19 protein-coding genes are annotated in these 23,760 nt (G+C 70.4%); 10 read left to right on the top strand and 9 right to left on the bottom strand.

The window, feature by feature from the left end; genetic code table 11:
- Positions 1 to 72 precede the first annotated feature (72 nt).
- Together HUA74_RS34490 and HUA74_RS34485 are read left to right on the top strand one after the other, a co-directional pair.
- The gene (locus HUA74_RS34490; protein ID WP_141648885.1) at positions 73 to 849 is read left to right on the top strand and encodes a DUF2270 domain-containing protein; all 777 of its coding nucleotides are present in this window, start codon (positions 73 to 75) and stop codon (positions 847 to 849) included.
- 135 nt (positions 850 to 984) lie between these two features.
- Positions 985 to 1,989, top strand: coding sequence for an isocitrate dehydrogenase (NAD(+)) (locus HUA74_RS34485; RefSeq protein ID WP_141648884.1), 1,005 nt, complete (start codon positions 985 to 987; stop codon positions 1,987 to 1,989).
- 74 nt (positions 1,990 to 2,063) lie between these two features.
- Here the strand turns inward: HUA74_RS34485 and HUA74_RS34480 are convergent, their stop codons facing one another.
- The 3 genes from HUA74_RS34480 to HUA74_RS34470 are packed head-to-tail and all read right to left on the bottom strand — an operon-like array spanning position 2,064 to position 4,159.
- Positions 2,064 to 2,450, bottom strand: a complete 387-nt coding sequence (locus HUA74_RS34480) for a translation initiation factor (RefSeq protein ID WP_141648883.1) — start codon at positions 2,448 to 2,450, stop codon at positions 2,064 to 2,066.
- A 21-nt stretch (positions 2,451 to 2,471) separates the two neighbouring features.
- Positions 2,472 to 3,836 carry a thioredoxin domain-containing protein gene (locus HUA74_RS34475; protein WP_174457949.1) on the bottom strand — a complete coding sequence of 455 codons (1,365 nt, stop codon included), beginning with the start codon at positions 3,834 to 3,836 and terminating at the stop codon, positions 2,472 to 2,474.
- The gene (locus HUA74_RS34470) at positions 3,833 to 4,159 is read right to left on the bottom strand and encodes a cupin domain-containing protein (protein ID WP_174457948.1); all 327 of its coding nucleotides are present in this window, start codon (positions 4,157 to 4,159) and stop codon (positions 3,833 to 3,835) included. Before HUA74_RS34470 ends, HUA74_RS34475 begins: the two co-directional genes overlap by 4 nt.
- Before the next feature lie 38 nt (positions 4,160 to 4,197).
- On the opposite strand from HUA74_RS34470, the gene HUA74_RS34465 reads away from it, so the two are divergent.
- From HUA74_RS34465 to HUA74_RS34450, 4 genes are all read left to right on the top strand, one after another.
- On the top strand, positions 4,198 to 5,256 hold the full coding sequence (locus HUA74_RS34465) for a folate-binding protein YgfZ (RefSeq protein WP_174457947.1): 1,059 nt from the start codon (positions 4,198 to 4,200) through the stop codon (positions 5,254 to 5,256).
- A gap of 133 nt (positions 5,257 to 5,389) precedes the next feature.
- Positions 5,390 to 6,883 (top strand): fused MFS/spermidine synthase, encoded by a 1,494-nt coding sequence (locus HUA74_RS34460; protein WP_174457946.1) that lies wholly within the window; start codon positions 5,390 to 5,392, stop codon positions 6,881 to 6,883.
- Positions 6,880 to 7,338 carry a hypothetical protein gene (locus HUA74_RS34455; RefSeq protein ID WP_174457945.1) on the top strand — a complete coding sequence of 153 codons (459 nt, stop codon included), beginning with the start codon at positions 6,880 to 6,882 and terminating at the stop codon, positions 7,336 to 7,338. Before HUA74_RS34460 ends, HUA74_RS34455 begins: the two co-directional genes overlap by 4 nt.
- Positions 7,335 to 7,814 (top strand): hypothetical protein, encoded by a 480-nt coding sequence (locus tag HUA74_RS34450; RefSeq protein ID WP_141648345.1) that lies wholly within the window; start codon positions 7,335 to 7,337, stop codon positions 7,812 to 7,814. The genes HUA74_RS34455 and HUA74_RS34450 overlap by 4 nt, the downstream gene beginning before the upstream one ends.
- Here the strand turns inward: HUA74_RS34450 and chrA are convergent.
- A complete protein-coding gene (gene chrA / locus HUA74_RS34445; protein ID WP_174457987.1) occupies positions 7,801 to 9,006 on the bottom strand; it encodes a chromate efflux transporter in 1,206 nt (401 codons plus the stop codon). The two genes, HUA74_RS34450 and chrA, sit on opposite strands and share 14 nt — an antisense overlap.
- Positions 9,007 to 9,116: 110 nt before the next feature.
- Here chrA and HUA74_RS34440 point away from each other — a divergent pair, with 110 nt between their 5' ends.
- Positions 9,117 to 9,542, top strand: coding sequence for an OsmC family protein (locus HUA74_RS34440; RefSeq protein ID WP_174457944.1), 426 nt, complete (start codon positions 9,117 to 9,119; stop codon positions 9,540 to 9,542).
- A gap of 65 nt (positions 9,543 to 9,607) precedes the next feature.
- Here HUA74_RS34440 and maiA read toward each other — a convergent pair whose 3' ends face one another.
- The 3 genes from maiA to HUA74_RS34425 all read right to left on the bottom strand — a co-directional run bounded on the left by maiA (position 9,608) and on the right by HUA74_RS34425 (position 11,981).
- A complete protein-coding gene (gene maiA, locus HUA74_RS34435) occupies positions 9,608 to 10,267 on the bottom strand; it encodes a maleylacetoacetate isomerase (RefSeq protein ID WP_174457943.1) in 660 nt (219 codons plus the stop codon).
- Positions 10,264 to 11,244: a fumarylacetoacetate hydrolase family protein gene (locus HUA74_RS34430; protein ID WP_141648342.1), complete on the bottom strand. Its 981-nt coding sequence runs from the start codon at positions 11,242 to 11,244 to the stop codon at positions 10,264 to 10,266. Before HUA74_RS34430 ends, maiA begins: the two co-directional genes overlap by 4 nt.
- A 152-nt stretch (positions 11,245 to 11,396) precedes the next feature.
- Positions 11,397 to 11,981, bottom strand: coding sequence for a hypothetical protein (locus HUA74_RS34425; RefSeq protein ID WP_141648341.1), 585 nt, complete (start codon positions 11,979 to 11,981; stop codon positions 11,397 to 11,399).
- Between the two features lie 368 nt (positions 11,982 to 12,349).
- Between HUA74_RS34425 and HUA74_RS34420 the strand changes: the two genes are divergently transcribed.
- Positions 12,350 to 17,335, top strand: a complete 4,986-nt coding sequence (locus HUA74_RS34420; protein WP_174457942.1) for an ATP-binding protein — start codon at positions 12,350 to 12,352, stop codon at positions 17,333 to 17,335.
- A 21-nt stretch (positions 17,336 to 17,356) separates the two neighbouring features.
- Here HUA74_RS34420 and HUA74_RS34415 read toward each other — a convergent pair whose 3' ends face one another.
- Entirely contained in the window at positions 17,357 to 18,385 is a 1,029-nt protein-coding gene (locus HUA74_RS34415; RefSeq protein ID WP_174457941.1) for a class I SAM-dependent methyltransferase, read from the bottom strand.
- Between the two features lie 204 nt (positions 18,386 to 18,589).
- On the opposite strand from HUA74_RS34415, the gene HUA74_RS34410 reads away from it, so the two are divergent.
- The gene (locus HUA74_RS34410; RefSeq protein ID WP_174457940.1) at positions 18,590 to 20,488 is read left to right on the top strand and encodes a S9 family peptidase; all 1,899 of its coding nucleotides are present in this window, start codon (positions 18,590 to 18,592) and stop codon (positions 20,486 to 20,488) included.
- Positions 20,489 to 20,614: 126 nt separating this feature from the next.
- Positions 20,615 to 22,576 carry an alpha/beta fold hydrolase gene (locus HUA74_RS34405; protein ID WP_174457939.1) on the top strand — a complete coding sequence of 654 codons (1,962 nt, stop codon included), beginning with the start codon at positions 20,615 to 20,617 and terminating at the stop codon, positions 22,574 to 22,576.
- On the opposite strand, the gene HUA74_RS34400 is transcribed toward HUA74_RS34405, so the two are convergent.
- Positions 22,510 to 23,547, bottom strand: coding sequence for a serine/threonine-protein kinase (locus HUA74_RS34400; protein WP_174457938.1), 1,038 nt, complete (start codon positions 23,545 to 23,547; stop codon positions 22,510 to 22,512). The two genes, HUA74_RS34405 and HUA74_RS34400, sit on opposite strands and share 67 nt — an antisense overlap.
- Positions 23,548 to 23,760: the final 213 nt, after the last annotated feature.

Genomic DNA, 23,760 nt, shown 5'->3' with positions numbered 1-23,760 from the left:
CGCTCACATGGGGGCGATCATCCGGACGAGCCGTTGCATCGACCCGCGCCCCGTCCCACCTTCCGGGAACGGATGCCCCTCAACGAGCCCATCAAGAACGACCTCTTGGAGTCGCCCTGGCTGTCGCAGCAGGCCATGGCGCAGCTCTTCCGGGGCGAGCTGAGCCGCTCCGACACCTGGCGCACGCGCCTGGACACGACGACGAACTGGGCGCTGACGACGACGGCGGCCGTCATCTCCTTCGGCTTCGCGACGCCGCAGAGTTCCCACGTCACCTTCCTCGTCGGCATCTGGATGGTGGTGTCCTTCCTGCTCGTCGAGGCGCGGCGCTACCGCTACTACGACTTGTGGAACCGCCGCGTGCGCCTGCTGGAGGACGGCTGGTGGGCCCCCATGCTGCGCCGCGAGCCGGTGGACCCGGACGCCCTGCGAGAGCTGGCGGTGGAGATGTCCCGCCCTCAAATCCAGCTCTCGTTGCTCTCCGCCATCTCCACGCGGCTCAACCGCACCTACGGGCCCATCCTGATGGTCCTGTTGGTGACGTGGTTCTTCAAGGTCTACAGCCACCCGAAGCCGCCGGTGGACTTCCTGGAGTTCGTCACCCGGGCCCACGTGGCCTGGATTCCGGGCCCCATCGTGATGTTGATCCTGGTGTTCATCACCATCACCGCGACCTACCTGTTCATCTCCTCGTTCTTCATCCGGGCGCCCCTGGGCGAGTTGCGCACACGCCCCCGGGGGCGACGCGCCGCGCTGTGGGAGTCGTTCTACCGGCCCTACGCCATCCGCCGGCGCCACCGGCCCACCCGCCGGCCCGCCCGCCGGCCAGACTCCGCGTCCGAGCACTGAGGGGCCCTTTCCTCCCTGGGCGGTCTCCGGGTGGCCTAGGGCCAGGGCCTGGCTCATGGACCCCATGCCTGGCCCTGTACGCCGGAAGTTTTCGTCCTTTCGGGTCCAGGGGTTTTGTGCTGTGAATCCGCACCCATGGCGAACACCCGCACTGTCACGGTCATCAATGGAGACGGCATCGGCCCCGAGGTGATGGCGGCCACCATCCGCGTCCTCGAGGCGCTCAAGGTACCGCTCGAGTTCGAGCACAAGGACGCGGGCGCGGAAGTGGTGGCCAAGTACGGCACCAACCTGCCCCACGAGACGGTGGAAGCGGTGCTGCGCAGCGGCGTCGCGCTGAAGGGCCCCACGGGCACGGTGGTGGGCGGCGGTCTGCCCTCCGCGAACGTGGGCCTGCGCAAGCGGCTGGATTTGTACTCGTCGCTGCGGCCCGTGAAGAGCGTGCAGAACGTGAAGACGCGCTACGAGAACGTGGACCTCGTCGTGGTGCGCGAGAACACGGAGAGCCTCTACGCCGGCCTGGAGCACATCATCGTCCCGGGCGTGGTGGAGTCGCTGAAGATCATCACCGAGAAGGCGTCCACGCGGATTGCCCGCTTCGGCTTCGAGTACGCCCGGAAGCACGGTCGCAAGAAGGTGACCGGCGTCCACAAGGCGAACATCATGAAGCTGTCGGACGGCCTGTTCCTGGACTGTTGCCGCAAGGTGGGCCGTGAGTATCCGGAGATCCACTACGAGGAAGTCATCGTCGACAACCTCTGCATGCAGCTGGTGAAGGACCCGACGCGCTTCGATGTGATGGTGCTGGAGAACCTCTACGGCGACATCGTGAGTGACTTGTGCGCCGGTCTGGTGGGCGGCCTGGGCATGGTGCCGGGCGCGAACATCGGCGAGCGCACGGCGGTCTTCGAGGCGGTCCACGGCACGGCGCCGGACATCGCGGGCAAGGGCATCGCGAACCCCACCGCGCTGATGATGTCGGCGGTGATGATGCTGGACTACCTGGACATGCGCGAAGAGGCCCGGCGCATGGAGGGTGCCCTCCACAAGGTTTACGGTGAGGGGAAGATCCGCACCGGCGACCTGGGTGGCAGCGCGACGACGCGCGAGTTCACGGACGCCCTCATCGCCGCGCTGTAGCAGTCACGACGGCCCACGCCGTCACACGAGCCCGGGTCGCCTTCAAGGCGCCCGGGCTTTTTCGTGTCCGCGCCTCAGCCCACCGTCACCTTGCGCACGCCGCGCGCCTCCAGCAGCGCGGGCAGTCGCTCGCGCTGGTCTCCCTGGAGCACGAGCGTGTCGTCCTCCACCACGCCTCCGCAGCCCAGCGAGTTCTTCAGCGCCTTGAGCCACACCTCGCGCTGGGGCACGGGCAATTCCAGGTGCTCCACCACGGTGACTTCCTTGCCACCCCGCCCCTTGCGCTCCATCCGCACCACCGCGCGCGCGGGGCCCTTCGGCTCGGGCTTGCGCGCGGGTGCCGCGACGGGCGCCGCGGGGCCCACCGGCAACGCCTCCCGCTTCGCCGCCAGCGCGGCGAAGGGATTGTGGAACGGCCCCACCGGTGCCGCTGGCTCGTCCTTCTTGTCACGCTTGCCCATGACGAGACCGCCCGCCGTTGCTCAGTGGTTGTGGCCCGCGTGGTCGTCCTGCGGCATCGCGCGCGGCGGAGGCAGCACGTCGAACGCGGGCGCGCTCGGATTCCCATCCGCCATCACCAGCGCGTACAGGAACGGCGCGGACGGCATCGCCTGCCGCCCGTTCACCACCACCAACGGCGTGCCGGTGAACTGGTAGCGAAGCGCATACGACGTGTCCTCTTGAATCTTCGCCGCCGTGGCCGCGCTGGAGATGCACGCATCCAACTGCATCCGCGACATCGAGCCGGACGAAGCAATCTCCATCACCCGCTCCGTATCCAGCACCGCCTGCGCCGCGAAGAGCTTCTCCCGCAGCTCCCAGAAGTCCGGCGCGCCCTCCAGGCAGATTTGCGCCTTCGCCGCCACGCACCGCACGCTGGGCGCGTCCGGCCCGCGCTTGGGCATCGCCGGATTGCAGGAGCCATCCAACGGGAACTGCCGGGCCTCCAGCGACAGCTTGCCTTCCGGCACGCGCTTCTTCAGCACCGCCAGCTCCTCCACCAACGCCTTGCAGTGGGGGCACTTGCTGTCGGTCCACTCGACAATCTTCACCGGCGCGTCCACCGGCCCATAGCGGTGACGCGCGGGCGCGGCGGCGGCCTTCGGCACGTCCCGCCGGTACAACGCCAGCGCGTTGGAGATGAACTGCTGCTGCTCCATCGGCAGCCCGCGCAGGTACGCCTCCAGCGACGCGGGCGTGGCCGCCTGCGTCGTCGTCGACGACGAAGCCACGGGCAACAGCGACCCCGCCTTGGGCTGCGGCGAGGACAGCGAGCGGCCCGGCAGCAAGACGGCGATGAACACCGCGACGGTGACGCCCACCGTCCACTGCAGCGCGGGGACCCACTGGCCCGCACCGGCGGCCGGCAGCCCCTTCCACGCGACAGCCGCGATGGCCGCGACCAGCGCATACGTCCCCAGGCAGGTGGGGCACACCACGCCCGTCTGGAAGCTCGCGAACGCGAAGACGAGCACCGACGCGATACCCGCGCCGGCCGTCAGCTTCAGCCCCTGCGCCGCCGGAGCCACGGGCTTGCCCGAACGAGCGCGCGCCAGGTACAGCGCCGACAGCGCCACCACCGTCAGGCCCCACACCAGCCCCAGGCCGGCCACGGGGATGCCAAACAGCTCATGCAAGCGGGTGGCGAACGGCGAGTTCCACACCGTCTCGCAGTTCACCGTGTCGGACACGCCGCACACGGTGGAACCACCGGCGCGCAGCGTGAGCAACTGGCTCCACTGGAAGACGGACAGGACGCTCGCGGCCACGCCCAGCACCAGCAACACCACCCCGACACGGAAGGGAACGGGGGTGGCGGCTTTCTGGGGAGAGGACTTCGGACTCATGCGTGCTCCGGGGGCGGGGTCATCAGGACGAGCAAACGGGCGGAGGCGGGGCCATCATTGGCGACACCGTGCTCGGCACCCGCGGGGGCGAAGACAGCCGCGCCCACACCATGGACCTCCTCCTCGGCACCGACGCGGAAGCGGCAGCGACCGTCCAGGACGACGTAGACCTTGTCGGAGGTGGCGTGGTGATGCGGCTTCTGCGCCTGCCCGGGCGCCAGGCAGTAGACGTCGAGGAAGAAGCGCTCGGACTGGAAGACGTTGAGCTTCCGGAGCTTCTCCGGGGAGAAGTCCTGGAAGGACGACAGCTGCTTCACATCCATCGTGGCATTCGCTCCTTCGCCTCTATATAGCGACGGACATGGAACCGCTGTCTCTGCATTTTCTTCACGAAGAAGCGGGGGCCCGCTTCATCGATGTGCGCGGCCGGGAAGTCGTGGCCGGATATGGCAACGGCGAGGACGGCTACCGCGCCGCCCGGGAGGCCGTGGCGCTCCACGACGCCTCCTACCGCGAAATCCTCCGGATAACGGGGGAGGACAGGGCCTCCTTCCTACATGGAATGGTGACCCAGGAGGTGAACAACCTCCCCGTCGGAGCCGCCACCTATGCCGCCCTGGTGAATGTGAAAGGGGCCATGGTGGCGGATGCCCGCATCCTCAAGCGGGAGGCAGACCTCCTGATGGATGTGGAGCCGGGCCATGGCGCCAAGGTCCGGGAGTTCCTGGAGAAATACCTCATCTCCGAGGACGCGGAGCTGCACGAGGCGACGGGCGAGTACGCCATCCTCCGGCTGCTCGGTCCCCGGACGGCGAGCGTGCTGGGCGAGGGCTTCTCCCCCCTGGCGCACCACGCCACCCGGACCCTGACGCTCGCCGGCCAGGACGTCATCCTGGTGGGCAACACCTCGGTGGAGCCCCACGGTGTCGATGTGTGGGTGCCACGCGCGGGCGTCGAGGCCGTGTGGCGCGCATTGAGCCAGGCGGGCGCGGAGCCAGGCCTGAAGCCGCTGGGCTTCGAGGCGCTGGAGCTCCTGCGGGTGGAGGCCGGAGTCCCCCGGTACGGGCAGGACATGGTGGACACCACCATCCCCATGGAGGCCAACCTCACCGGGGCCATCTCCTACAACAAGGGCTGCTACATCGGGCAGGAGGTCATCGCCCGGGCGACCTTCCGCGGGCACATGAACCGCAAGCTGACGGGCCTGCTCCTGGGCGAGGCCGACGCCGCGCCCGGCACGGAGCTGCGCCGGGGCGAGAAGAAGGTGGGCTGGCTCACCAGCGTGGTGCGCTCCCCGTCCCAGGGACAGCGCGTGGCCCTGGGCTACGTGCACCGCGACTCGCTGGAGCCCGGCACCGAGCTGACGCTGGCCGGTGGGCCCGACACCGTGAAGGTCGCACCACTGCCCTTCAAGGGCTGAGCGCGACACGGCTGTCAGTGAAGCCGTGAGCCACTGACGACTTTGTCACCCGAGCCCCGGGGACTTCCCCCTGGGGCCGCGGAGTTACGGGCTGTTGAGTATGGAACGGGCCTTGCTCATCCGGCCCCCGCTCATGAAGCCCTCTTCACTGACGTGGTTGTCCTTCCTCTCCGGCGCCACGGTGATGGCGTCGGAGATGGCCGCCTCGCGACTGGTGGCCCCCTACTTCGGGAGCAGCACGCCCGTGTGGGCGGCGCTCATCTCCCTGGTGCTGGGAGGGCTGGCGCTGGGGGCGCACCTGGGCGGGCGCTGGGCGGACCGCGCGGAGCGACTGGAGCCGCTGCGCATGGCGCTGTGTGTCGCGGCGCTGCTGCTGGCCGCCCTGCCCTTCCTCGCGCGGGCGCTGCTGTCAGGGGCCACGGCGGCGGTGATGACGGGGCGTCCGCTGGAGGCCATGGGGCGCGTGGGGCTGGTGGTGCTGGTGGCGGTGCCTCCGCTGCTGGCGCTGGGGGCGGTGGGGCCGTTCCTGGTGAGGGTGGGGTTGGGAGGCGTGGCGTCGGCGGGGGCGCATGCGGGGCGGCTGTCGTCAGCGTCCACGCTGGGCAGCATCGCCGGGACGCTCCTGGCGGCCTTCGTCGTCCTGCCGTGGCTGGGCACCGCGCGCGCCATGGCCTGCTTCGCGGGGGTGCTCGGGCTGACGGCGGCGCATGGGCTCGGCTGGCGGTGGCGGGTGGTGGCCGTGGGCGTGCCGGTGGTGGCGCTGGCGCTGGGAGTCCACGCGCTGCCGCGACATCCGCGAGCGCGGGACGTGGCCGAGTCGCCCCATGCCTTCGTACAGGTGCTGGAGTCACCCGAGGGGACGCGGAGCCTGGTGTTCAACGAGGGCTACGCGGTGCAGAGCACGTGGCTTCCCGGGCAGCCGGTGCGGGAGGAGGTCTTCGGGCACTACCTGCTGACGCCGGCGATGGCGCGCGCGGAGCCTCGGGCGCCCAGGGTGTTGCTGCTGGGCCTGGGCGCGGGCACCAGCGCGCGCGGGCTGCGGGAGACGTATCTCGGGGCGCGGGTGGTGGGCGTGGAGCTGGACGCGGAGGTGGTGCGGCTGGCGCGGACACACTTCGGGCTGGGGGCCGAGGTGGAGGTACACGTTGGCGATGCGCGCGCGTTCCTGGAGGCGGACTCGCGGCGCTACGACGTCATCATCGTCGACGCGTTCCGCTTTCCCTATGTGCCCTTCCACCTGACGACGCGTGAGTTCGCGCGGAGCGTGGCGGACCACCTGGTTCCCGGAGGCGTGGCGTGCTTCAACGTGGGCCGCTTCCGCGAGGAGCGCGGTGTGGTGGACGCGGTGGGCGGCACGCTGGCGTCCGTGTTTCCTCACGTGCTCGCGGCGGATGCGCGCAACCCCAGCAACACGCTCTTCTTCGCGGGCGAGGAGGGCATGGCGGAGCGACTGGCCGCGAGGACGGAGCGGCTCCCACTCTCGCTGCGCCCGCTGGCGACGCGCGTCGTCGGAGAGCTGCGCGCGGTGGCCTCCGCGGAGCCCCTCACGGATGACCGGGCCCCGGTGGAGCTGCTCACGGATGTCATCCTCCTGCGGGCCCTGGTGCGCACGGAGGGGCTGAAGTGAAGCCCCTGCCTCGCATGCCGGAGTTCCTCGCGCCGCTGCCCCTGGCGGCCGTGGCGCTGATGGCGGTGAATGACCGCTGGCTCAAGCCCACCTTCCACAACACGCTCACCGGCAAGCTGTCGGACGTGGCCATCTGCTTCTTCCTGCCGCTCTACGTGTCCGCGCTGCTGGCCCTGGTGACGCGCTGGCCTCGGAGCCTCCGGCTGGGCGCGGGAGCGGCGCTGACCGCCGTGCTGTTCACCGCGCTCAAGGTGTCACAGCCCCTCGCGGACCTCTTCTGTCAGTGGCTGCGTCCCATGGGCGCGCCGCTCGGCCTCGACAGCTTCCGAGCGGTGGCCGACCCCACCGACCTGCTGACCCTGCCCTTCATCGCGGTGGCGGTGCTGTACGGCCGCGCCACGGTGCTCTCCCGGACGCCAGCCGCGTCCCTCACACCCCCCGGAGCCTTGTCATGAAGCCCCTGCTGAGAAACCTCGCGTCCGTCGCGGTGCTGGCCACCACCGGGCTCCTGCTCCTCGCCGACTCGTCGCGCAAATGCGAGCACGGCACCAGAGACGTCACCTTCGACGTCACCGGCAACACCTGCGGCTCCAACGGCACCTTCCGCGTCCTGTCGGGTGAGGACGCGTGCGAAATCACCACGCAGGGGGCCTCCGCGCTGGGGTTCCCCGAGTTCGGCGATTCGACCCGAGACAGCGTGGACATTCCGAAGGGCGAATGGTCGCTGCATGACCCCAGCCTCACCGTGCACCTGGGCGCGGATGGGGGCGTCGTGCGGCCGGACGCGGGCTCCTCGACGAGCGTCCAGGCCAACCGCCACTGTGAGAACGAGCTGGATGGGAACACGCTGGTGCTGACGTGCATCGACCGGCGCGACGACCTGTCCGGCGTCGAAGTGGCCCGCTGCGGGGCGAAGCTCACCCCGCGCTGAGACTCTTCACCAGCCACCCCACCGCGCCTCCGCCCAGCACCAGCCAGGCGGAGTTGACGCGCCAGCGGATGAGCAGCACGGCGGACGCGAGCGCGAGCCCCACCGTCCAAGCGTCCACCAGCGCCGCCCGGCCAAGCTGCCACGTCACCACGGCCATCAGCGCCAGCGACGCCACGTTGACGCCATCCAGGAACGCCCCCGCCCTCCACGAGCGACGCAGGCGCGGCACCAGCGGCCCGCTGAGCGCGACGAAGAAGAACGCGGGCAGGAAGATGCCCACCGTGGCGACCACCGCCCCCGTCATCCCCCCGAGCACGTAGCCGATGAACGTGGCCGTGGTGAACACGGGACCGGGCGTCACCTGCCCCACCGCCACCGCGTCCAGCAACTGCGCCTGGGTGAGCCATCCCCACCGCTCCACCAGCTCGGAGCGGAGGAACGCCAGCAGCACGTACCCGCTGCCGTACAGCACCGAGCCCACCTTCAGGAAGAAGAGGAACAGGCCCTGCTGCGTGAAGGGCACGGCCGTGGTGGCGGCGCCCAGGGGAAGCGCCAGCGCCCACGGCGACACGGGCAACGAAGCGGAGCGTCCCGAGGGCCCATGCTCCCGGCGGTGCTCGATTGCGCGCCACGCGAGGACGCCGAGCCCCGACAGCAACAGGAGCCACAGCTCGTTGACGCCGAGGAAGGCCGCCGCCGCGGACCCCACGGCCACGACAGCGGCGAGCCGCGTCTTCACCACGGTGCGCGACAGCCCCCACAGGGCCTGCAACACCACGGCGATGATGACGGCCTTCACGCCGTACAAGAGCGCGCCCACGTCCGGCAGGTCTCCGAAACGCGCGTAGGCCCAGGCGAAGCCGGTGACGATGAGGAACGCCGGAAGGATGAAGCAGACGCCGGAGACCAGCAGCCCCGGCCACCCGCCGCGCCGGTGGCCAATGTGGATGGCCAGCTCCGTGGAGTTGGGGCCGGGGATGAGGTTGGCCGCGCCGAGCAGGTCCACGAACTCCTCGCGCGTGAGCCAGCGTCGACGGCGCACCACCTCGTCCTCCATGAGCGCGATGTGCGCGGCCGGGCCGCCGAAAGCGGTGGTGCCCAACCGGAGGAACAGGAGCGCCAGCTCCCGGAGCACGGGTGCGCTGTCTCTCGGCGCGGAAGGCGCGGGGCTCGCGGGCTCCTGGGGAGGCATCTTCACGAAAGCTACCCCAGGAAGAGGGATGCGCTTTCGAAACAACCTGGCGACTTCCCACCCGAGCACGGGCCTTGTCACCCGGGCCCCGTCCTGGATTCATGCCCGTCATGACCACCCATGACACCACGCTGCTCGCGGCGGCCGTCGTCGAGAGCCAGGCTGGCTACACGCAGTCGATTCGCACCGGCAAGCACCACTTCCAGGCGGACGAGCCCGCGGCGCTGGGAGGCGCGGACCAGGGCCCCGCGCCCTATCAACTGCTGATGGGCTCGCTGGGTGCGTGCACCGCCATCACCTTGAAGATGTACGCGGCCCGCAAGGGCTGGGACCTGGGCCCGCTCACCGTGAAGCTCAAGCTCTTCCGCGAGAACGACACCGAGCGCGTGGAGCGCGTGCTCTCCTGCGGCCCCGCCGTGAGCGAGGAGCAGCGCGCGCGCCTGCTCGAAATCTCCGCGAAGACGCCGGTGACGCTCACCCTCTCGCGGGCCCTGCGCATCGAGACGACCTTCGCCCCGGCGACGCCCACGCCCTGACAGCTCCGCGAGAGGGCCGCCCCCGCTCTCACTCGAGCGGGGACGACCTTCACGCGCCTCGGGCCTCAGCCCGGCGTCGCGTCGGGCTGCCGGTCCGGGTGGGACGCCTGGAAGGCGGGGTGCTCCGCGCACGCCGCTTCAATCCGCAGCAGCGTGGGGTACGGCGACAGGTCCAGCGCGAAGCGACGCGCGCCGTACAGCTGCGGCACCAGACAGACATCCGCCAGCGTCACCGAGTCACCCACGCAGAAGCGACCCACCGTGGGCTGCACCATCTTCTCCAGCGCCTCCAGGCCCCGGGTGTTCCAGTAGGCCCCCCACGCCTTGTCGTCGCCGTTCAGCTCGGCCTTGATGCGCTGCAGGACGGACAGATTCTGCATGGGCTGCATGCCGGAGTTCACATACTCCGCCAGCATCCTCGCGCGGGCGCGCAGGTACGCATCCTCGGGGAACAGCGACGGCGACGGGACGTGGTCCTGGAGGAACTCCAGGATGGCGAGCGACTGGGACAGCCGGCGCACGGTGCCGTCCGCCTCCGTCCACTCCAGCGTGGGCACCGTCCGCATGGGATTCACGGCGCGGTATGCGTCGGAGTTCTGCTGACCGCCGTCCTTCAAGAGATGCACCGCGACGTACTCGAAGGGCAGGCCCTTGAGGTTCAGCCCCAGTCGCACCCGCCACGAAGCGGACGAGCGCCAGTAGTTGTGCAGGCGCAGGTCCTTCATGACGGCTTCACCACCTTCTGGGAGATGCGACCGAAGACGCTCTGCCCGTCCTCGCCCATCATCTCGATGTCGATGGTGTCGCCGGGCTTCATGAAGGGCGTCTTCGGCTTGCCCTCCTCAATCGTCTCAATCATGCGCTGCTCGGCGAGGCAGGAGATGCCCCGGGCGCGGTCCACGTTGGACACCGTGCCGCTGCCCAGGATGGTGCCCGCGGTGTAGCCGCGCGTCTTGCACAGGTGCTGGATGAGCTCGAAGAAGGAGAAGTGCATCTCCGGGCCCGCGTCGGTGTCACCCACCTGGACGCCGTTGAGCACCGAGCGCAGGCGCAGGTGGATGCGGCCCTCGCGCCAGGCCGGGCCCACCTCGTCCGGCGTCACCGCGAACGGGCTGAAGGCCGTGGCGGGCTTGCTCTGGAAGAAGCCGAAGCCCTTGGCCAGCTCGTCCGGGATGAGGTTGCGCAGCGACACGTCGTTGGCCAGCATCAGCAGCTTGACGTGCTTGCCGGCGTCGGCGGCCTTCGTGCCCTGCGGCGTGTCGCCGAGGATGACGCAGACCTCGCTCTCGAAATCCAGGCCCCACGCCTCGTCCGCCAGCGGGATGTCCGCGGTGGGCGCCAGGAAGTCCCCGGAGCCGCCCTGGTACACCAACGGGTCCGTCTTCAGCGTGGCCGGCGGCTCCGCGTTGCGCGCCTTGCGCACCAGCATGACGTGGTTGATGTAGGCGCTGCCGTCAATCCACTCGTAGGCGCGCGGCAGCGGCGCATGCAGGGCCGTCTGGTCCAGCGGGCGGCTCTGCACCGCGCCGGCCTCCAGCTGCGCGGCGAGCGCGCGCAACAGCGGCTCCTTCGTGTCCCAGTCGTCCAGCGCCGCCTGCAGCGTCAGGGCGACGTTGGTGGCCAGCGCATAGGCCGAGTTGTCCCGCTTGACGACGATGAGCCGCCCATCACGGGTTCCATCCTTGAGCGTCGCGAGCTTCAATCCCGGGCTCCCCGCGGCCCGGTGGAAACAGCGGGGGCCGCCTCATGTGCTCGGCTTTTCCGCCGGGGCCCCCAGGGTGTCAAGCGCGGGGCGCAGATGCGCCGCGACAATCGTCACGGCGTGGAGAATGTCGAACCGCTCGCGGCGGAAATCTACCAGCAGCTCGACCGTGCCGGCAGTTGCGCGAAGTAGTTGTTGCCCAGGTTGCTGTCCCACTGGCCATGGGACGTCGCCGCCAGGGAGATGTCCCACGCGTTCTGATTCCCATTGGAGTTGAAGGCGTAGAAGAAGAGGTCGTTCTCCACCGCCGTGGGCTGCTGGCACACCCAGACGCCATCCTGGCCACCGTTGGCGAAGTGCTCGGTGCACTGGGGCAGGTTCTGGTACTGCATGCACTTGATGCAGGCGCGCGGCCCCGCGTTCAGGAAGACATAGGCATCGTTGTTGGTGCCCGCGCTGGCGCTCAGCGTCTGCTGGCGGCCGTTGAGCTGGATGTAGATGGAGATTTGATTGTCCGGGTACAGGCCCCGCAGGTAGCCCCGGTAGCTGACGGTGAGCGTCGCCAGGCGGCCGGGGAGCCGGCGCGTGTGGCGGATGACCTCGAAGGGCCCCGTCGTCGCGGAGTCGTACACGCTGCAGATGGGGTAGTCCGGCGGATAGTCGGAGGCGCGCGCCGAGGAGACAGGGAGCAGCAGGGACAGCGCGAGCGCGGCCAGGAACGTCTGCGACAGCTTCATGAGTGTGTCCTCGAGCAGGAGCGAGTTCACGCACCGGCGTAGCATGTGTCACCCACATGCCGGAAGACCGGGCGCCCGCCTCGTCGGCCGCCGGACGGACAAGGCCGCCCGCACGGCCTTGCCTCCTCGACAGTCCGTGGCGTTGGGCGCTCGCTCCCCTGGTTCGCGAGCGGGCACACAGCATGCTCGTGGGGCAGGAGGGAAGCGGAGCGCGCGCGGCTGTTGAAGGCTGAGTCGGCACACGGGGGACGTGCGTCGGCCTCTCCCCTTGGCAGCGCCCCGTCCGACACCCAACGTTGCCGGAAGGACGGAACGCGAGGCCAACCTCATCGCCGGAGCGATGCGGGGGTGGAGCGCGAGGACACTGAATGGCTGAAGGCTTCCAAGACGCCGGCGCCGTTCCAGGAGAGCCGCAGTCCGGCCGCCGACTGGGCAACCGGTTCGAGCTTGCCCACCGCATCAAGGCCGGCCACGGCATCTCCACCTGGGACGGCGTGGACCTGCGCACCGGAGAGCGCGTCGCCATCAAGGTGACGTCCACCACGGCGCTCGTCCCGGCCGCGCGGCACCGGCTGGAGCACGAGGCCACCGTCCTCTCCCACCTCGACAGTCCCTTCATCGTGCCGGTGCGTCACCTGGGCACCTCGGGCGACTGGCTGTTCCTGGTGGCGCCCTGGCTCCAGGGCGAGTCGCTGGATGCGCGCCTGTCACGCGGCGCGCTGAGCGTTCCGGAGGCCCTGTCCCTGGGCCGAGACTTGCTGTCCGCGCTGGCCGAGGCCCACCGTCACGGCGTCCTGCACCGGGACGTGAAGCCCACCAACATCATCGTCTCCGGACAGCCGCTCTCCCGCGCCACGTTGATTGACTTCGGCCTCGCGCGCAGCGAGCGACTGGACCCGTCGCTCAGGGACCTCCCGGTGGGCACCGCGCGCTACCTGTCGCCGGAGCAGGCGGGCCTGCTCCACCGTCCGGTCGAGGCCACCTCGGACCTGTACTCCGCGGGCGTCGTCCTCTTCGAGTCCCTCTCCGGAGAGCCCGCCTTCGACGGTGACTCCGTGGGCGAGGTGCTGCGTCAGCACCTGGCGGCGAGGCCCCGGCTGCGCGCCGTGGGCGTGGAGGCGCCGCGCGCGCTGGAGGAGGTCATCTCCCGGCTGCTGCAGACGGACCCGTCGGACCGCTACCAGACCGCGAGCTCCGCGCTGGCGGACCTGACGGAGCTGGAGGAAGCACTCTCGCGGGGACAGTCGGAGCCGGCGCTCATCACCGGCGCGAAGGATGCGCGACGCAGCCTCGCCGAGCCGTCCTTCGTGGGCCGTCACGAGGAGGTGGCCACGCTGGAGCGGGAGCTGGACCTCACGCGGACGGACCCCGGACGGCTCGTGCTGGTGGAGGCCGAGTCGGGCGGAGGCAAGAGCCGGCTCCTCGAGGAGCTCCGCGCGCGAGCGGCGCGGCATCACGCGTGGGTGTTGCAAGGCCAGGCGCAGGACCAGGCCGCGCGGCGCCCGTTCCAGCTCTTCGCCGGCGTGGCCTCGGACCTCACCCAGGCGCTCCAGGCGAAGCCCGCGCTCGCGGAGCTCCTGCGCGACAGGCTGGCGGGGCAGGAGGCCGGCCTGTGCACGGTGCTGCCGCAGTTGGAGCCCGTGCTGTGCGCCCAGGCCCGCGCGCCCGCGAGAGGCCTCGGGCCCGAGTCACTCGGAGAGAGCCGGGGCATCTGGGCCCTCACCGCGCTGCTGAACGCGCTAGGCACCCGGGACGAGCCCGCCGTGGTGGTGCTGGATGATTGTCAGTGGGCGGATGAGCTGACGCTGCGGGCGCTGGAGGGCTGGTCCCTGGCGAGGAAGCAGGGGCGGGGGCGGGTGCTCGTCGTCGTCGCGTTTCGTGGCGAGGACATCGGCCCCACGCACGTGCTGCGCAGACTGGCCCCCACCGCGCATCTGAAGCTGGCCGCCTTCGGCGCCCTGGAAGTCACGCGACTGGCGGAGTCCATGGCCGGCGCGCTGCCCCCCGAAGCCACCGAGCTGGTGGCGCGGCTGTCCGAGGGCAACCCCTTCATGGCCAACGCGGTGCTGCACGGGCTGGTGGAGGACGGCGTGCTCGTGCCCGGCCCCTCCGGGTGGCAGGTGCAACCGGAGGCGATGGCGCACGCGCGCTCGTCGCGGCAGGCGGCCACCTTCCTCGTGCGGCGCCTGCGGCTGTTGCCCCTGGCCGCGCGGCGCCTGCTGTCCGTGGGCGCGGTGCTGGGCAAGTCCTTCGAGCTGGCGCGGGTGGCGACGCTGTCGGGTGTCTCCGCCGAGGAGCTGGGCGCCGCGCTGGAGGCGCCGCGCCGCAGGCACATGCTGTGGGAGGAAGGCACGCGCTACACCTTCGTGCACGACAAGTTGCGCGAGGTGTTGCTGGACATGCTGACGCCGCAGAAGCGGCGGGAGCTGCACCGGCTGGCGGCGCGCTCGGCGGCGAACCAGCTGCCCCAGGACCCGTTCGAGCTGGCCTATCACTTCGACGCGGCGGGCGAGTACGCGCAGGCACTGCCCCACGCGCTCGTGGCCGCGGAGCTGGCGCGGCGGCGCTTCGCGCTGGAGACTGCGGAGCTGAACTATCGCATCGCCGAACGCGGCGCCTCGGGCGCGGATGCGGGCACCCGCTTTCGCGTCGCGGCGGGGCTGGGCAATGTCCTCATGCTGCGCGGTCGCTACGAGGAGTCCCGCCAGCAGTTCGAGCGCGCCCAGGCGTTGGCGAGAGACCGACAGGAGCAGGCGCGCATCCTCGGCCAGGTGGGGGAGCTGGCCTTCAAGCGGGGCGACTTCGGCGAGGCCACGCTCGCGCTGGAGCAGGGCCTGAAGCTGATGGGGCGCTGGGTGCCTCCGGGAGGACTGCTCACCGGCGCCAGCGCCGTCTGGGAAATCCTGGCGCAGGCCGCGCACACGGTGGCGCCGCGCAGGTTCCTCTCGCGCAGGCCGCTGGCGGGTGGGGAGAGCGACCTCCAGGCGGTGCGCCTCTACAGCCGGCTCGCCTATGGCTACTGGTACCGGCGCGGACGCATGGCGGTGCTGTGGGCGCACCTGCGGGACTTGAACCTCGCGGAGCGCTACCCGCCCACGCCGGAGCTGGCGCAGGCGTATTCGGAGCACTCGCCCGCGCTCACCACCCTGCCCTGGTTCCAGCGCGCCTTCGCGTACGCGGAGAAGTCCCTGACCCTGCGCCAGGAGCAGCGCGACGTCTGGGGCCAGGGACAGACGCTGCACTTCTACGGCCTGGCCTGCTACGCGGCGTCCCGCTTCAACGACTGCATCGAGAAGTGCACCGAGGCCATCCGGCTGCTGGAGCGCACGGGGGACCCCTGGGAGGTGAACAACGCGACGTTCCAGGTGGCCATGGCGCTCTATCGGCTGGGCCGGCTGCGCGAGTCGCTGGAGACGAGTCAGCGGCTGCACGCGGCGGCTCTGGCGCTGGGAGACCGCTACTCGGCGCGCCTGGGGCTGGAGGCCTGGGCCAAGGCGTCGGGAGGGCGGCTTCCGGGCACGCTCCTGGAGGGCGAGCTGGGCAACCCCGACCAGCCGGACCCGCAGAGCTACGCGGGCGTCCTCCAGGCGGAGGCCCTGCGCCGGATGCACAAGGGTGACGCGGCGGGCGCCGTGGAGGTGCTGGAGCGCGCCGCGCGGCTGGTGGACGAGGCGAACCTGCGCCAGGAGTACGTGGCCCCCATCGCGCCCCTCCTGGCCACGGCGCTGCGTCAGCTCGCGGAAGTCACCTCGCCCCTGGCCGCCGCGCGCCGCGAGGCCCTGCTCAAACGCGCCGAGGGCGTGGCACGGCGCGCCCATGCGCTGGCGCGCACCTACCGCAACAACCTCCCTCATGCGCTGCGCGAGCGGGGCCTGATTGCCGCGTTGAGAGGCCAGCCCCGACAAGCGCGACGCTGGCTGGAGCAGTCGCTGCAAGTGGCCGAGGCCCAGCAGATGCGGCACGAGCATGCCCAGAGCCTGAAGGCCCGCGGAGCGCTGGGACACGCGCTGGGCTGGCCCGACGCGGAGGTGGACCTGGCCACGGCCACCCGGGCGCTGGAGGAGATGGAAGAAGGCCTCTCGCCGGAGGTCGCCGCGCGAGGCGGCACGCGCACCCTCTCGCTGGTGGACCGCTTCCCTCGCGTGCTGGAGGCGGGCCGCAGGCTGGCCTCCGCCCTGTCGCGCGAGGCGGTGTTCGAGGCCGCGCGCCAGTCGATGCTGGAGCTCCTGCGCGCCGAGCACTGCGCGGTGGTGGACCCTCGGGATTTGCCCACGGACGAGGACTCGGATGCGGTGGGCATCAGCCGCACCGCCATGGCCCGCGCGCTGGAGACCGGCCGCATCACCGTGCTGGGCCAGGGCCTGCCCGGGCGCCCGAGCGAGAGCATGGAGCTGCTCGGCGTGCGCTCGCTGCTGTGCGCGCCCATCCAGGTGCGCGGCAAGACGGTGGCGTGCGTGGTCGCCACGCATCGCCAGGTGGGCGCGCTGTTCGGCGAGCTGGAGGAGCACCTGGCGGAGTTCGTCACCGTGCTGGCCGGAGCGGCGCTGGAGAACGCGGAGAACTTCGCGCGCATCGCCGCGCTCTCCGAGGAGCAGGGCCGCCTCTACCGCGCCGAGCAGGAGGCGGTGCGCCGCCGCGATGACTTCCTCTCCATCGCCGCCCACGAGCTGAAGACGCCGCTCACCTCGCTCCAGCTCCACATCCAGGGCCTCCAGGCCCAGGCCCGCGCCACCACCCACCTGCCTCCGGAGAAGCTCACCGCCAAGCTGGAGTCCGCCTCCGCGCAGACCCAGCGCCTGGGGCGGCTGGTGAGCGACTTGCTGGACATCTCCCGGCTCGCCCAGGGCCAGCTCCACATCAAGCTCTCCGAGGTGGACCTGGTGGCGCTGGTGCGAGGCCAGCTCGAGCGCAGCCGCGAGGCGCTCGCCCGCGCCGAGTGCCCGGTGCGGCTGCACGCACCCAGGCACCGCCTCGCGGGCTACTGGGACGCCATGCGACTGGAGCAGGTGGTGGGCAACCTGTTGTCCAACGCGATGAAGTATGGCGCCGGCCAGCCGATTGAAATCACCCTGGAGGAGCGGGGCGGCCTCGCGCGGCTGCGCGTGCGGGACTCCGGCATCGGCATCGCCACCGAGGACCTCTCGCGCATCTTCGGACGCTTCGAGCGCGCGGTGTCCGTGCGCCACTATGGCGGCTTCGGCCTGGGCCTTTGGATTGTCCGCGAAATCGTCCAGGCCCTGGGCGGCACCATCGACGTGGAGAGCACCCCGGGCACGGGCTCCACGTTCACCGTCACCCTGCCCTGCTCCGGGCCCCCGTCACACCTCGAGCCTCCCGGCCCGCCCGTGCACTGAAGCGCGCTCCAGGCGCCAAGGTCAGCGGCGGGTGAGCTCCAGGTAGATGACATTGTCCTGGCTGTCCCGGAACAGCCGCACGGAGTCGAGCTGCTCCAGCGGCACTTCACCCAGCAGGGCGCGCATCTCGTCCTCCTCACGGTAGGTGAGCCACCAGTCCATGAAGGCCTCCATGTAGCCCGTCTCCGGCGGAAAGCGCGCGAAGTTGGCCACCAGCAGACGGCCTCCCGAGCGCAGCATGCCGAAGAGCAGCCCGGTGAGCCGCGTGGCGACGGAGGCGGAGAGGTAATCGTAGAGGCCCGCGGAGTAGACGAAGTCCAGGTCCGCGAAGGTCGCCTTGCCGGCGAGCAGCGCGCGCACCGAGCCGCAGTGGGGGCGCACCACGTCGAGCGGCTGGTGGTGCGAGATTTCCGCGAGGCTCAGCGGGTCCTGGTCGAACGCGATGAGTTCTTGGACGCGGCGCTCCCGCACCGCCGCGGAGGACTCGGCCTCACGCAGGTGGCCACACGCGACGGAGAGGATGCGCGCGTTCTGGGGGACACGCTCGGCCGTCGCGTCGAGGGCGCGCGCTAGCAGCTCGCGGCGCTCCCGCACGCTGACCGCGCTGGGTTGCTGGTGCATGTACCGGTAGACCTCGCGGCCCGCGTGAAGCTCGTCCGCGGCCCGGTCCATGTACAGGTAGTCGATGAGGGCCGCGTCCCCCGCGTAGCCCCGAGGGCGCTCGAAGGCCCGCCGGGTGAAGGGACACTGGTGGACGAATGAGCGGAGCGGGTGCTTGCGCGCGGTGTCCGTGCAGAAGGACTTCCAATCCTCCTCGCTCCAGCGGCGCCGCAAGGTGAGCAGGCCCAGGTGGAGCGAGTGCATGTCCTGGTGCAGCACCTCATCCTCGGCGGCCATCATCCGCTCGTGGATGCCATCGAGCCACCCTCGAGCTTCCGCGAGCGCCTCGTGGGCTGGACGCTCCGGGACGGGAAGGACCAGTTGGTTGCGCTGGACGGAGGGGACAGGCGTTGGCCTCGGCGGGCGGGGCATCGTCTGGGGGTCGTGCATCGTCCAACACAACCCCGGGGGGGTATGTATGCACTTCCCACGAGAAGCGCTCTCGCCCGCCCGGTCCTGGAGGCGGGCATCCGAGCGCGCCCCCGGAGCCTTCCTTCCAGAGGTGCTCTTCAAAACGCAGCGAGTATTCGTATCCCGGCCCCGCTCACGCCACAGTCCCGCGCGCCTTCGGTCCTGCGTCTCCTGGAGCTGCCCATGACCTCGTGGTCCACCCTCTCGCGAGCACTCGTCACCCTCGCGGTCCTCCCCGCCCTGGCCCTGGCCCTCCCGCGCCCCAAGGCCCCAGCGAAGCGCTACACCGTCGAGCAGTTCATGCGGACAACGACGGTGTCCGGCGCGTCCTTCTCCTCGGACGAGCAGCGGGTGCTCTACTCGTCGGACGAGACGGGCGTCTTCAACGTCTTCTCCGTGCCGGTGAAGGGCGGCAAGCCCACCCAGCTCACCCGCGCGAAGGACGCCTCCCTCGCCGTCGGCTACTTCCCCACCGATGACCGCATCCTCTTCACCCGGGACACGAGTGGCCAGGAGCGCCCCCACCTCTACGTGCGCGCGCTGGACGGCCAGGAGCAGGACCTCACGCCGGGCGACAAGCACCGCGCGTCCTTCTTTGGCTGGAGCCACGACGACACCGCCTTCTACGTGCTCACCAACGAGCGCGACGAGCGCTTCCTGGACCTCTACCGCTACGACGCGAAGACCTACGCGCGCACCGTTCTCTACGCGGGAGACGGCGAGCACGTGCCGGTCGCCCTCTCCCCGGACGAGCGGTGGCTGGCGCTGGAGAAGTCGCGGACGCTGTCCGACAGCGACGTCTACCTCTTCAACGTCACCACGAAGGAGCGCCAGCACCTCACCGCGCACCAGGGCCCGGCCACCTGGAAGGCGGCGACCTTCGACCCGACGTCATCCGCGCTGTACCTGCTCACCAATGAGGTCTCGGAGTTCACCCGCGTGGAGCGCCACGAACTCGCCACCGGGAAGCGCGAGTCAGTGGAGGCGCCCGCCTGGGACGCGCTGTCCACGACGTTCTCCAAGCGCGGCGCCTTTCGCGTCACCCGCGTCAACGAGGACGGCCGCACCGCGCTGCGCGTCCACGACGTGAAGGCCGGCAAGCCCCTGGCGCTCCCAGGGCTCCCCGAAGGCGCCATCTCCGACGTGGCGCTGTCGCGCGGCGAGAAGCGGATGGCCTTCCTGGTCGATGGAGACCGCGCGCCGGCCAACCTGTACGTGTTCGACTTCGCCACGAAGAAAGTCACGCGCCTGACGGACACGCTGAGCCGGGCGCTGGATGCCAGGGATTTGGTGGAGTCGGAGCGGGTGCGCTTCAAGTCCTTCGACGGGCTGGAGATTCCGGCGCTGCTCTACAAGCCCCACCCGGCCACCGCGAAAGCTCGCGCCCCCGCCATCGTCTTCGTCCACGGGGGACCGGGAGGCCAGTCCTCCAAGGGCTACAGCAGCTTCTTCCAGTTCCTGGTCCACCACGGCTACGTGGTGCTGGCCGTCAACAACCGGGGCAGCGAGGGCTACGGCAAGGCGTTCTTCGCGGCGGACGACCAGCAGCACGGCAAGGCGCCGCTCCAGGACTGCGTCGAGGCGAAGAAGTACCTGGCCGGCCTGCCCTACGTGGACAGCGAGCGCGTGGGCATCCTCGGCCCCAGTTATGGCGGCTACATGGTGCTCGCGGCACTGGCCTTCCACCCGGACGTCTTCGCCGTGGGCGTGGACGCGTTCGGCATCACCGACTGGCTGAGCGCCCTGCGCGAGCTGCCACCCCACAAGACTGCGCTCCGCGAGGCGCTCTACCAGGAGCTGGGCAACCCCGAGACGCAGGAGGCGATGCTGCGCGACATCTCCCCGCTGTTCCACGCGGAGAAGATTCGCAAGCCGCTGCTCATCATCCAGGGCGCCCATGACCCGCGCGTGCCCAAGGCGCGCACGGACACGTTCGTCGAGTCCCTCCGGAAGAACACCACCCCCCTCGACTACCTCGTCCTCCCCGAGGATGGCCACGGGTTCAGCGGTAAGAAGAGTGAAGCGGAGACCTCCCTGCGAATCCTCTCCTTCCTGGAGCAACACCTGCGGGGAAAGCCCTGAGACCGCTCACGGCGGCGCCCACGCAATGGCGCCTCCCGCCGTTCGTGTAGAAAGGCACGGGGACGATGCGCCAGCGCCGCCTCGCGCGTGTCCCCCTCTGCGCACCCCACTTCCCCCGGAGCCGTCATGCCGACCTGGTCTTCCCTGTCACGAGCGCTCACCGCCGTGGCCCTCGTCCCCACCCTCGCGCTGGCCGCGCCCAAGCCGGAGCCGACCGCGACGGAGAAGAAGCCGGGTGCGGTGCGTGAGACGGCGCGCCCGTCGAAGCACTACGCCATCGAGCAGTTCATGAAGACGACGCTGATTCGGGGCGCGTCCTTCTCCCCGGACGAGCAGCGGGTGCTCTACTCGTCCAACCAGACGGGCATCTACAACGTCTTCTCCGTGCCGGTGAAGGGCGGCAAGCCCACCCAGCTCACCCGCTCCACCACGGACAGCACCTTCGCCGTGGGCTACTTCCCCCAGGACGAGCGCATCCTCTTCACCAAGGACCAGGGCGGCAACGAGCAGCACCACCTCTACGTGCGCACGCCGGACGGCAAGGAGAAGGACCTCACGCCGGGCGACAAGCACCGCGCGTCCTTCTTCGGCTGGAGCCGCGACGAGTCCGCCTTCTACGTCCTCACCAATGAGCGCGACGAGCGCTTCATGGACCTGTACCGCTACGACGCGAAGACGTTCGAGCGCACCCTGCTCTACCAGAACGAGGGCGGCCTCGACGTGGGCGACGTGTCCCCGGACGAGAAGTGGCTCTCCCTGGGCAAGACCAACACCACGTCCGACAGCGACGTCTACCTCTTCAACGTCGCCACGAAGGAGAGCAAGCACCTCTCCCCCCACAAGGGCATCGCGACCTGGGAGTCGGCGACGTTCGACCCGACGTCCTCCTCGCTGTACCTCATCACCGACGAGGGCACCGAGTTCACCCGCGCGGTGCGCTACGTGCTCGCCACCGGGAAGATGGAGGACGTGGAGAAGACGGACTGGGACGTGATGTACACGTACTTCTCCAAGAATGGCGCGCTGCGCGTCACCGGCATCAACGCGGACGGCCGCACCGCCATCCGGCTGCACGACGTGAAGGCCGGCAAGCAGCTCGATTTGCCCAAGCTCCCCGAAGGCGACATCACCGGCGTGTCCATTGGCCGCAGTGAGAAGCGCATGGCCTTCCACCACAACGGGGACCGCTCCCCCAGCAACCTGTACGTCTTCGACTTCGCCACGAAGAAGGTCACCCGCCTGACGGACACCCTCAACCCGGAGATCGACGCCAAGGACCTGGTGGACGCGGAGGTGGTGCGCTTCAAGTCCTTCGACGGGATGGAGATTCCGAACATCCTCTTCAAGCCGCATCAGGCCACCGCGAAGCAGCAGGCGCCCGCGCTCGTGTGGGTCCACGGCGGCCCCGGCGGCCAGTCCCGCAAGGGCTACAACCCGATGATTCAGTACCTGGTCAACCACGGCTACGTGGTGCTGGCCATCAACAACCGGGGCAGCTCCGGCTACGGCAAGACGTTCTACACCGCGGATGACCAGAAGCACGGCAAGGAGCCGCTCCAGGACTGCGTCGAGGCGAAGAAGTACCTGGCCACCCTCCCGTACGTGGACGGCTCACGCGTGGGCATCATCGGCGGCAGCTACGGCGGCTACATGACGCTGGCCGCCCTGGCCTTCCAGCCCGATGTCTTCAACGTGGGCGTGGACATCTTCGGCGTGTCCAACTGGCTGCGCACGCTCAAGAGCATGCCGGCCCACTGGGAGTCGCGGCGTCAGGCGCTCTACCAGGAGGTCGGCAACCCGGAGACGCAGGAGGCGATGCTGCGCGAAGTCTCCCCCCTGTTCCACGCGGAGAAGATTCGCAAGCCGCTGCTCGTCATCCAGGGCGCCAATGACCCGCGCGTGCTGAAGGCGGAGTCGGACGAAATCGTCCAGGCCGTGCAGAAGAGCAAGGTCCCCGTCGAGTACGTCCTCTTCCCCGACGAGGGCCACGGCTTCACCAAGAAGAAGAACGAAGCGGAGGCCTACTCCCGCACCCGCGCGTTCCTGGACCAGTACTTGAAGAAGCCCGCCAACGCCCCGACGAACTGAGCCGTCCGGGTCCGGTGCGCGCGCGGCATGGCGCGCACCGGCTCCGCCGCTTCATCCTCCTCCACGCCAACGTCCCGCAGCGCCTCCAGCACCGCGTCCATGGAGGCGAAGCGCTGCTCGGGCCGCTTCTCCAGACAGCGGCGCACCACGGCCTCCACTGAGGCGGGGATGGCCAGGTCCGGACGCAGCTCGCCAAAGCCCGGCACCGGCTCCTTGTGGTGCGCGAAGACCAGCTCCAGCGCATCCTCCGACTCGAAGGGCACGCGTCCCATCAGCATCTGGAACAGCACGACGCCCAGCGAATAGATGTCCCCGCGCGCGTCGGCGACTCCGCGCGCCCGCTCCGGCGCCATGTACGCGTGCGCGCCGTGGAACGAGCCGCTGCCCGTCAGGTCTGGCACGGAGAGCCGCTCGGACTCCGCGACGACGGGCCGCAGCCGTCCAAACCCCCGCACCTTCACGTGCGAGCACTCCCGCCCCGCCGCGTCCGTCACCAGCATGACGTAGGCCGGCGTCATGTCCCCGTGCACCACGCCCCGCCGGTGTGCCTGGCGCAGCGAGCGCCCCAGCCCCCGGGCCAGCTCCACCGCGCGCGCCCACGGCAGCGCCCCCGAGGTGAGTACGTGGGCCAGCGTGCGCCCCTCCAGCCACTCCTGGGTGACGTAGAGCGTGCCGTCGTCCGTCCTGCCCGCGTCCAGCACGGTGACGGTGTTGGGGTGGGCCAGCCTCGCGGCGACGCGGGCCTCCTGGAAGAAGCGCTGCCGCGCCTCCTGGTCCGTGAGTGGAGCACTCAACACCCGCAGCGCGACTTCCCGCTCCAACGGTAGGTGGAGGGCCCGGTACAGCCGCGCGGGGCCGCTGGGGCCCACGGCCTCCAACACCTGGAAGCGGCCGTGCAGCACCTGGCCGACGAGCGTGTCCACCCCCCACGAGGGTGGAGCCAGCGGGGTGGAATGGAGCTCGGTCTGCATGGTGGAATCTCCTCGGCACACTCCCAAGCGCTCGTCACGGCGGCGTCGAGCGCCCGTGACGGCCCCGACAACACGGCGCGACACCTGGACCCGGGGCCACGCCCTTCGACGCGGCCAGTACCGGTTCGGCGGCAGGGACGTCACTAGCCGGGGGGTCTGACATTCCTGGCGCTTCCGGACAGGCCGGGCGGACCTACCTCCCCCAAGGACATT

This window comes from Myxococcus sp. CA051A (genome assembly GCF_013336705.1).
In the GTDB taxonomy this organism is placed as follows: domain Bacteria; phylum Myxococcota; class Myxococcia; order Myxococcales; family Myxococcaceae; genus Myxococcus; species Myxococcus llanfairpwllgwyngyllgogerychwyrndrobwllllantysiliogogogochensis.
The sequence above is the reverse complement of the archived record's forward strand: the minus strand, read 5'-3'. Positions and strand labels throughout refer to the sequence as shown.

Bases quoted from the DNA above. Each gene is read 5' to 3' on its own strand.
- HUA74_RS34400 (WP_174457938.1), bottom strand. From the start codon at position 23,547: ATGCAGACCGAGCTCCATTCCACCCCGCTGGCTCCACCCTCGTGGGGG.
- HUA74_RS34440 (WP_174457944.1), top strand. From the start codon at position 9,117: ATGACCACCCATGACACCACGCTGCTCGCGGCGGCCGTCGTCGAGAGC.
- HUA74_RS34420 (WP_174457942.1), top strand. From the start codon at position 12,350: ATGGCTGAAGGCTTCCAAGACGCCGGCGCCGTTCCAGGAGAGCCGCAG.
- HUA74_RS34490 (WP_141648885.1), top strand. From the start codon at position 73: ATGCCCCTCAACGAGCCCATCAAGAACGACCTCTTGGAGTCGCCCTGG.
- maiA (WP_174457943.1), bottom strand. From the start codon at position 10,267: ATGAAGGACCTGCGCCTGCACAACTACTGGCGCTCGTCCGCTTCGTGG.
- HUA74_RS34485 (WP_141648884.1), top strand. From the start codon at position 985: ATGGCGAACACCCGCACTGTCACGGTCATCAATGGAGACGGCATCGGC.
- HUA74_RS34405 (WP_174457939.1), top strand. From the start codon at position 20,615: ATGCCGACCTGGTCTTCCCTGTCACGAGCGCTCACCGCCGTGGCCCTC.
- HUA74_RS34475 (WP_174457949.1), bottom strand. From the start codon at position 3,836: ATGAGTCCGAAGTCCTCTCCCCAGAAAGCCGCCACCCCCGTTCCCTTC.
- HUA74_RS34465 (WP_174457947.1), top strand. From the start codon at position 4,198: ATGGAACCGCTGTCTCTGCATTTTCTTCACGAAGAAGCGGGGGCCCGC.
- HUA74_RS34460 (WP_174457946.1), top strand. From the start codon at position 5,390: ATGAAGCCCTCTTCACTGACGTGGTTGTCCTTCCTCTCCGGCGCCACG.
- HUA74_RS34410 (WP_174457940.1), top strand. From the start codon at position 18,590: ATGACCTCGTGGTCCACCCTCTCGCGAGCACTCGTCACCCTCGCGGTC.
- HUA74_RS34480 (WP_141648883.1), bottom strand. From the start codon at position 2,450: ATGGGCAAGCGTGACAAGAAGGACGAGCCAGCGGCACCGGTGGGGCCG.
- chrA (WP_174457987.1), bottom strand. From the start codon at position 9,006: ATGCCTCCCCAGGAGCCCGCGAGCCCCGCGCCTTCCGCGCCGAGAGAC.
- HUA74_RS34415 (WP_174457941.1), bottom strand. From the start codon at position 18,385: ATGCACGACCCCCAGACGATGCCCCGCCCGCCGAGGCCAACGCCTGTC.
- HUA74_RS34450 (WP_141648345.1), top strand. From the start codon at position 7,335: ATGAAGCCCCTGCTGAGAAACCTCGCGTCCGTCGCGGTGCTGGCCACC.
- HUA74_RS34470 (WP_174457948.1), bottom strand. From the start codon at position 4,159: ATGGATGTGAAGCAGCTGTCGTCCTTCCAGGACTTCTCCCCGGAGAAG.
- HUA74_RS34425 (WP_141648341.1), bottom strand. From the start codon at position 11,981: ATGAAGCTGTCGCAGACGTTCCTGGCCGCGCTCGCGCTGTCCCTGCTG.